Genomic DNA, 7,577 nt, shown 5'->3' on the forward strand with positions numbered 1-7,577 from the left:
CCTCGAGGGGGGAGATTTGCCGGCGCTACACCAGCCCGCGCTTCACCATCATCGCTTCCGGCGAAGGCATCTTGCCGCGGAACGCCGTGTAAAGCTCCTCCGGATCCTTCGAGCCGCCGGCGGCATAGATGTTCTTCCTCAGCCGTTCGGCCAGCTCCGGATTGAAGGCATCGCCCGTCTCCTCGAAAGCGGCGAAAGCATCGGCGTCGAGCACTTCCGACCACATGTAGGAATAATAGCCGGCTGAGTATCCGTCGCCGGCGAAGACGTGGCCGAAATGCGGGGTGCGGTGGCGCATCGCGATCGTGTCCGGCATATGCAGCTTCTCGAGCGTTTCGGCCTCGTAGCGAAGCGGCTCGGCAGGGGCGTCCGGCCGCGCATGATAGGCCATGTCGATCAGCGCCGAGGCGGTGAACTCGACGGTCGCGAAGCCGGCGCCGAAGGTGCGGGCGGCGAGCATCTTGTCGAGCAGCGCCTTCGGCATCGGCTTGCCGGTCTTGACGTGCAGCGCATGCTTTTCCAGCACCGCCGGCACCGTCAGCCAATGCTCGTAGAGCTGCGAGGGCAGCTCGACAAAGTCGCGGCTGACCGACGTGCCGGAAACCGACGGCCAGGTGACGTCGGTCAGCATGCCGTGCAGCGCGTGGCCGAACTCGTGGAACAGCGTCTTTGCCTCGTCGACCGACAGCAGCGCTGCCTCGCCGGCCGGCGGCTTGGCGAAGTTCATGATGTTGTAGATGACCGGCTTGGCGCCCGGCCCGAGCTTGTAGCCGGATTTAAGCGCGCTCATCCAGGCGCCTGAGCGTTTTGAGGGCCGCGCGAAATAGTCGGCCAGGAACAGGCCGCGCTCGCTGCCGTCGGCATTTTTCACCACGAAGACACGCGCATCGGGATGCCAGGCGGCGATGCCCTTCTTTTCCTCGAAGGTGATGCCGAACAGTTTCGTCGCCACATCGAAGCAGGCCTCGATGACGCGTTCGAGCTGCAGATATGGCTTCAGTTCCGCCTCGTCGAAGGCGAATTTCTCGGCGCGCAGCTTCTCCTGGTAGAAGCGCCAGTCCCAGGCGGCGAACTTCTCGTTGCTGCCGGCCTCGGCGGCCAGCCGCTCCAGCTCCTTCTGGTCGGCAGCCGCCTTCTCAAGCGCCTTTTCCCAGACCGGATCGAGCAGGTCGTGCACGGCCTTCGGGGTCTTGGCCATCGTGTCGTCGAGCTTCAGCGCCGCGAAAGAGTCGTAGCCCAGAAGTTTTGCCTTCTCGGCGCGCAGCTTCAGCATGTCCCGAACCACGTCGGTATTGTCGGTGGTTCCGCCATTCTGGCCGCGCATCGTGAAGGCGTGGAAGGCGATCTCACGCAGGTCACGGCGCTCGGAAAAAGTCGAGAACGGCTCGTAGATCGAGCGCGACAGCGTCACCGCATAGCGGCCCTTCTGGCCGCGCATCTCGGCCGCTTCGGCCATGGCGCTCTTCAGGAAATCGGGCAGGCCGGCAAGATCGGCCTCGTCGAGGAACAGCGCCCAGTCGCGCTCGTCGGCCAGCACGTTCTGGCCGAATTTGGTACCGAGCGAGGAGAGTTCCTCATTGATCGCCGCGAGCCGCTTCTTGCCGTCCGCGTCCAGTTTCGCACCCGACCGCACAAAGCCCTTCCAGGTCTTCTCCAGCACGCGCAGCGTCTCGGCATCGAGCTTCAGGCTGTCGCGCCGCTGGTAGAGGTCGTCGATGCGGGCAAACAGCTTCTCGTTCATCGAGATCGCCGAGAAATGCCGTGACATCTTCGGCGAAACCTCGCGCTCCATCGCCTGGATCGCGTCGTTGGTGTGGGCGCCGGCGCGGCACCAGAAGATCGACGAGACATGGTCGAGCGGCTCGCCCGCCAACTCCAGCGCTGCCAGCGTGTTGGGAACCGTCGGTGCCTCGCTGTTGCCGGCGATGGCGTCGATCTCGGCCTGGTGCGCCGCAAGCGCCGCGTCGAAGACCGGACCGAAATCATCGTCGCCGATGCGCGAGAAATCCGGCAGGCCGAGCGGCCCCTGCCAAACGGTCAGCGGATGGGCGGCGAGGTCGACGGTTTTTGACATAGGCAGATCCAATCGGGGAGTTCGGTGAATTGAGAGCGGGCGGGCTGTCCGGATGTAGGGCGATGCCGCGCATCGCGCAACTCAGGTCGCCCCGGGATCCGCCTTAGAGCATTCAAGGCATAGGGCGGTTCGCCGTTTTCCGTGAAATGGTGAAACGCGCTGGTTAATCGCAAACGCTGGAGATTGGCTGAAGCCTTCCGAACCTCGTCATCCTAGGGCGGAGCAGCCGCGAAGCGGCGTCGCGTAGACCCTGGGATCCATTCCGTTACATTGAAACGTCGCTAACGGTGCAGAACTCTGCTCCGCTGCAACCTACGGCCGAAGTCACGGAATGGATCCTCGGGTCTGCGCCGCGTCGCTTCGCTCCTTGCTCCGCCGGTGGATGACAAAGAGACGGGCGTTTCGGCCAACCGCCGACGCATGCGACCTGCCATGCAAAACACTAATAACCGCTGCAGTCCTGCGCCACCGCCGTCTGGGTGCTGGCGACGATGCGGTTGCCGGCAACGATGAAGGTCTCGCGCATCAGCGTGTCGTTGCTGGGAAAATCGTAGCAGGCGAGCACCGTGGTCTCACCCTTCTCGCTCTTTTCGATGCGATGACGGATCGCCGCGCCCGCGACCGCGCCCTGCCATTCGTCGATCGAGGCGATGAAATCCTGCTTGCTCTGGACGACGCCGATGTCGTCGAGCTTCATGCGCACGTCATCGGAAAGCAGGTCGGACAATTCGGTGCGGTCGGCGACCAGCAGCGCCGAGTACCAGCGGTCGATGATGGCGCCGTCATCGGCGCTGGCACGGACGAGCGTGGACATGAGCAGCGCCGCCGCCAGAAGGAACCTCCACAAGCTCCGCTGCATCACCCCTCCGTTAAAGCTCGGGCCGCTCGAAATCGCCGGTTTCCTTGTTCATCACCCAAAGCTCCCCGGTCGAAATGTCGAACCAGGCGCCGTGCAGCGCGAGCCTGCCCTTGCCCTCAAGGATCGAAACGCAGGGAAAGGTCCGCAGATTGGCGATGGAATAGCGGACGGAAATACGCTCCAGCGCCGTCTGGCGCTCGGTTGCCGTCATCATCGTGCTGGCGGCCACGGTCTCGGCGGCCGGCGCGATCAGGCTCATCCATTTGCCGATGAAGTCACCGGGCGACAGCGGCGCCGAGTTGGTGTCGAGCGCGGCGCGGATGCCGCCGCAGCGGCCGTGGCCCATCACCACGATGTTCTTCACCTTGAGGCTCTGCACGGCGAATTCGAGCGCGGCCGAGGTCGAATGGAACTCGCCGTCCGGCTCATAGGGCGGCACCAGATTGCCGACATTGCGCAGCACGAAAAGCTCTCCCGGGCCGGCATCGAAGATCGCTTCCGGGGCGGAGCGCGAATCGCAGCAGGCGACGATCATCGTCTCCGGCGCTTGACCCTCCCGCGCCAGCGAGCGGTAGCGTCCGCTTTCGGCGGGATAGCGGCCACTCATGAAGTTCCGATAGCCGTTCAGCAGATGTTCGGGGAGATGGGGCATGGGCGGCTAGAGCCTTTCCGGGGGTTGGAGGCGGCAGCTCGTTGCGATCGAAAAAGGCTCTAACGGCAAAAGCCGGTCGCGGGCAATGCCGAATTGCTGATCACCCGGTCGCAATCGCGATGCGACGAGCATGATGCCGAAAAATGTGAAGCGGTTTCGGGCGACATCATGCTCTATCTCTTTGATTTGGAGCCGGATGGTTTCAGGTCGAATCGACCTGAAATCATCCGGCTCTAACCTGGCTTGACTATGCCCAGATGGCGATTGGAATGCCGAAACGGTCGGTCGGCGGCGGATCGGGCGAAGGCGACGCCGCGCCGTTGGCGATCCGCCCGGCGATCAGCATCATCGCCGCCGCGTCGAGGAAGTCGTCGCTCGCCGCGCCGCGTGGCGGCGCCTGATCGAGAAAAGCTCTTTCGTAGCCATGCCGGCAAAGCAGCGCCTTGCGCTCCTCCATGCCGGCCGGATTGACCGACCCCTTGATCTTCTTCGGCAGCTCCATCGCCGTGCCGCCATTCAGCCGGCGGAATGCCACTTCAGGATGCGATTCGAAGACCTGGCCACGCAGTTCGGGCCGCGCGATCAACAGCTGATCGATCTCGCGGATCTTCGAAAAAATGCCGAACGCCTGGATTGAAACACCGCGCGGCGGATCCGAGGTTGCCAAGGCCACCGCGCTCGCCCGCCGGTGCGCCGCATACCAGGCCTCGATTGTGGTGAAGTCGCTGGTGTCGGCATAGAGCGCTGCCCGCGAAGGGATGGCGAACACGCTCGATTGCCGCGCCTTAAGCAGCGGCCGCACCAGAGCTTCCGGCCCGCGTCCGCCCTTGCCCGAGAACTCCGGCAGGCCGATCGGCATGTCGACGGCGATGGTGGCATTGGGCAGCGCGCCGAGCAGCGCCTGGAAGCTCGGAAAGACCGAAACCGATGGCGCGGCGTGCGCTTCGCGATGGACGGCGATCCAGCCGGCCTTGCAGCCGTCGACGCCGGCCAGCGCCTGGCCGGCTGGTTTCACGCCCGCTTGTCCCGCCCAGGATGCAGAAGATGGCGCAGCTGCACCATGGCCATGGGATGCGACAGGCTCTGCGCGTCGGTTTCGAGCTGCAGCTCGTCGCCGCCGCGCTTGGCGGTGCGGGCGAGGATCTCGTAGACGGCGGCGGTGGTCGATTGCAGCGCCTTGACCGGCGGCTGCCCGGAAAGGACGCGCGCTAGGTAGACGGCTGCCGTCAGGTCGCCGAGACCGTTCGGCGGCCTCTCGATCAAGCGGTGCTCGGCGAGCAGCGCCTGGCTGCCGTCGAGTAGGAAATTGCCGGTGCCGCCGGCCATCATCGCGGGCGCCGAGGTCACCAGCATGGTCGAAGGCCCGGCATGAAGGGCTGCCGCCGTCACCGCCTTGATGTCGGGCAGCGGCGCGCCCGCCATCCATTCCAGCTCATAGCGGTTGGGCGTCGCGATATCCGCGATCGGCATCAATTTGTCGCGCATGGCGACGGCTGTCGGCTCGGGCACGTAAAGCCCGCCGGAATCGCCCATCACCGGGTCGCAGATGTAAAGCGCGTTCGGCGTCTTCTCCTTGACGGCCGCGACCAGCGAGGCGACGGCCTCTGCCTGGCCCGCCTCACCGAGATAGCCCGACAGCACGGCCCTGACCTCGCCCAGCCAGGGCGCCCGTTCGAGATCGGCCATCAGCGCCTTGAACTGGTCGAGCGGCGGCACGATGCGCGTGGCCCGGCTGTGGCCCGGGTGCCAGGGCAGGATGACGGTAGGCACCGCCCAGACCGGGAAACCCAGCGTCTCCAGCGCGAAGACGGCGGCGCGGTTGCCGACCGAGCCGCGGGCGACATGGCTGGAGATGACGATGACCGCGCGCGGCGCGTCGGTTCTTTCTGCGCTCATGAGATTCGATTCCTAGAGCAATTCCAGCGAAAGTGTATAGCGGTCAGGCTCGGCGACTTCGCCGTTAGCCCTTCCGTCCGGAATTGCGTCAAAACAAAGAGCCACGCGTGGCGGCATACACCAGCCAGGCCAATAGCCCAATGGCAATGACGAAGCCGAGCGTTCGGCCAATGCGGGTTCCCCAATATTCGATGGGATCGGCGCGATCGGTGTCGGCGGCGGTGACATGGTCGCGTGCGTCCTTTGCCGCGCGGGCGATGAACGATGCGCCGCCTGGCGCCGTCTCCTGCGCCACGCGTTCGAGGATGCGGCGTGATTCGGTCTCGTCGTCCCGGCGCTCTGCCATGGCAATTGCCCTTTCCTGCCCGCAGCTTAGCCTGTTCGCGCTGCTATTCACAGTGGTTCGCGGCTGAGCCGGAGCCGGCGTCATGACCCGGACATTTTCTTACGCGTGGATTGTGGTAATGCTTCGCATGCAACTTCTGTCGAGGGACCAATCATGATTACCGAGCGCCTCTCACTACCCTCCCCCTTCCGCGCCCTGCCTGCCTTCCTGATGATGGCTTTCGTGCTGCCGCTGCTTGCCGGCTGCGGCTACAACACCATTCCGACAGCGGAAGAAAACGCGCATGCGGCCTGGAGCGAGGTGCTCAACCAGTATCAGCGCCGTTCCGACCTGATCCCGAACCTGGTCGAGACGGTGAAGGGCTATGCCTCGCATGAAAAGGACACGCTCGATGCGGTGGTCGAGGCGCGCGCCAAGGCAACGCAGATCACGGTGACGCCCGAGACGCTGAAGGATCCCGATGCGCTGAAGAAGTTCCAGGATGCCCAGGCCGGGCTGACCAGCGCGCTGTCGCGGCTGATCGCGGTGTCGGAAGCCTATCCCGACCTCAAGGCCAACCAGAACTTCCTGGCGCTGCAGGCGCAGCTTGAAGGCACCGAGAACCGCATCGCCGTAGCGCGGCGCGACTACATCCAGGCGGTCAGGGACTACAATCTGACGCTGAAGACTTTCCCGTCCGTGCTGTGGGCGACCTTCTGGTTCCGCGGCAACGGGCCCTTCGCCAACTTCACCGTCGACGAAGACAAGATGCAGGTGCCGAAGGTCGATTTCGGCACGAGCACCAAGCAGGGCGGTTGAGCGGCCCCGGCTGAGATTTGATCGAGCTTGCAGGCCTTGAGTTCCTTCACACCCCCCTCTGTCCTGCCGGACATCTCCCCCGCAAGGGGGGAGATCGGACGTCATCCGCGTTTTCGCCAATTTTCGGCGTCTGAAGGAGGAGTCCGGCAAGGAAGCGGTCAATCTCCCCCCTTGCGGGGGCGATGGCCGGCAGGCCAGAGGGGGGTGCCTCGCGCCTGCCTCTCCTTCCTTGGCCTTCTTGCCGCCCTCTTCCTCCTCCCCCTCGCCGTCCTCGCCGCCGATCTCCCCGCGCTGACCGGCCGCGTGGTCGACAATGCCGGCATCATCGATGCCGGCACGCGCGCGGCGCTGACGCAGAAGCTCGCCGATTTCGAGACCAAAGGCTCCGACCAGATCGTCGTCGCCACCATTCCCAGCCTCGGCGGCGAGGAGATCGAACCCTACGCCAACCGGCTGTTCCGCTTCTGGAAGCTCGGCCAGGCCAAGGAAAACAACGGCGTGCTGCTGCTGGTGGCGCCCAGCGACCGCAAGATGCGCATCGAGGTCGGCTATGGGCTTGAGGGCACGCTGACCGACCTGCACACCAAGCTGATCATCGAGAACGACATGGTGCCGGCTTTCCGCGCCGGCGATTTCTCCGGCGGCATCACCAAGGCCGTCGACGACATGATCATGGTGCTGGAGGGCAATCCGGAGGAACTGGAGGCGCGCGGCAAGCGCAACGAGCAGGCGCCGTTCAACTCCGACGATCTGTTCTTCGCCATCTTCATCACCATCTGGGCGCTGATCTTCTTCGGCGGCATCGCGATGACGGTGCTGCCGCCGATCTTCGGCCAGAAGATCGGACCCGGCCGCTACCGCTGGCTCGGCATGACCTTCGAACCCGGCCGGCGATCCTCTTCGTCGAGTGGTGGCGGCTGGTCGTCAGGCGGCGGGGGCTGGTCGTCGGGAG

8 protein-coding genes are annotated in these 7,577 nt (G+C 64.9%); 2 read left to right on the top strand and 6 right to left on the bottom strand.

Annotated features, from left to right (window positions below; translation table 11 throughout):
- Positions 1–25: 25 nt before the first annotated feature.
- From LB572_RS28485 to LB572_RS28510, 6 genes are all read right to left on the bottom strand, one after another.
- The gene (locus tag LB572_RS28485; protein ID WP_140805708.1) at positions 26–2,080 is read right to left on the bottom strand and encodes a M3 family metallopeptidase; all 2,055 of its coding nucleotides are present in this window, start codon (positions 2,078–2,080) and stop codon (positions 26–28) included.
- 436 nt (positions 2,081–2,516) lie between these two features.
- The gene (locus LB572_RS28490; RefSeq protein ID WP_224670098.1) at positions 2,517–2,888 is read right to left on the bottom strand and encodes a nuclear transport factor 2 family protein; all 372 of its coding nucleotides are present in this window, start codon (positions 2,886–2,888) and stop codon (positions 2,517–2,519) included.
- A 55-nt stretch (positions 2,889–2,943) separates the two neighbouring features.
- Positions 2,944–3,585, bottom strand: a complete 642-nt coding sequence (locus LB572_RS28495) for a carbonic anhydrase (protein ID WP_140805702.1) — start codon at positions 3,583–3,585, stop codon at positions 2,944–2,946.
- A gap of 247 nt (positions 3,586–3,832) precedes the next feature.
- The gene (locus tag LB572_RS28500; protein ID WP_224670099.1) at positions 3,833–4,600 is read right to left on the bottom strand and encodes a DUF429 domain-containing protein; all 768 of its coding nucleotides are present in this window, start codon (positions 4,598–4,600) and stop codon (positions 3,833–3,835) included.
- Complete coding sequence (gene pdxY, locus LB572_RS28505; protein WP_140805704.1) at positions 4,597–5,481, bottom strand: pyridoxal kinase PdxY; 885 nt, start codon at positions 5,479–5,481, stop codon at positions 4,597–4,599. Before pdxY ends, LB572_RS28500 begins: the two co-directional genes overlap by 4 nt.
- 88 nt (positions 5,482–5,569) lie before the next feature.
- Positions 5,570–5,827 (bottom strand): hypothetical protein, encoded by a 258-nt coding sequence (locus LB572_RS28510; RefSeq protein ID WP_140805705.1) that lies wholly within the window; start codon positions 5,825–5,827, stop codon positions 5,570–5,572.
- 153 nt (positions 5,828–5,980) lie between these two features.
- Here LB572_RS28510 and LB572_RS28515 point away from each other — a divergent pair, with 153 nt between their 5' ends.
- Both LB572_RS28515 and LB572_RS28520 read left to right on the top strand, forming a co-directional pair.
- Entirely contained in the window at positions 5,981–6,625 is a 645-nt protein-coding gene (locus tag LB572_RS28515) for a LemA family protein (RefSeq protein WP_224670100.1), read from the top strand.
- 204 nt (positions 6,626–6,829) lie between these two features.
- On the top strand, positions 6,830–7,577 hold a 748-nt coding region (locus tag LB572_RS28520; protein WP_224670101.1), incomplete at its 3' end, for a TPM domain-containing protein.

The organism is Mesorhizobium sp. BH1-1-5 (assembly GCF_020165615.1).
Lineage (GTDB): Bacteria > Pseudomonadota > Alphaproteobacteria > Rhizobiales > Rhizobiaceae > Mesorhizobium.

Bases quoted from the DNA above. Each gene is read 5' to 3' on its own strand.
- LB572_RS28510 (WP_140805705.1), bottom strand. From the start codon at position 5,827: ATGGCAGAGCGCCGGGACGACGAGACCGAATCACGCCGCATCCTCGAA.
- LB572_RS28490 (WP_224670098.1), bottom strand. From the start codon at position 2,888: ATGTCCACGCTCGTCCGTGCCAGCGCCGATGACGGCGCCATCATCGAC.
- LB572_RS28495 (WP_140805702.1), bottom strand. From the start codon at position 3,585: ATGCCCCATCTCCCCGAACATCTGCTGAACGGCTATCGGAACTTCATG.
- pdxY (WP_140805704.1), bottom strand. From the start codon at position 5,481: ATGAGCGCAGAAAGAACCGACGCGCCGCGCGCGGTCATCGTCATCTCC.
- LB572_RS28515 (WP_224670100.1), top strand. From the start codon at position 5,981: ATGATTACCGAGCGCCTCTCACTACCCTCCCCCTTCCGCGCCCTGCCT.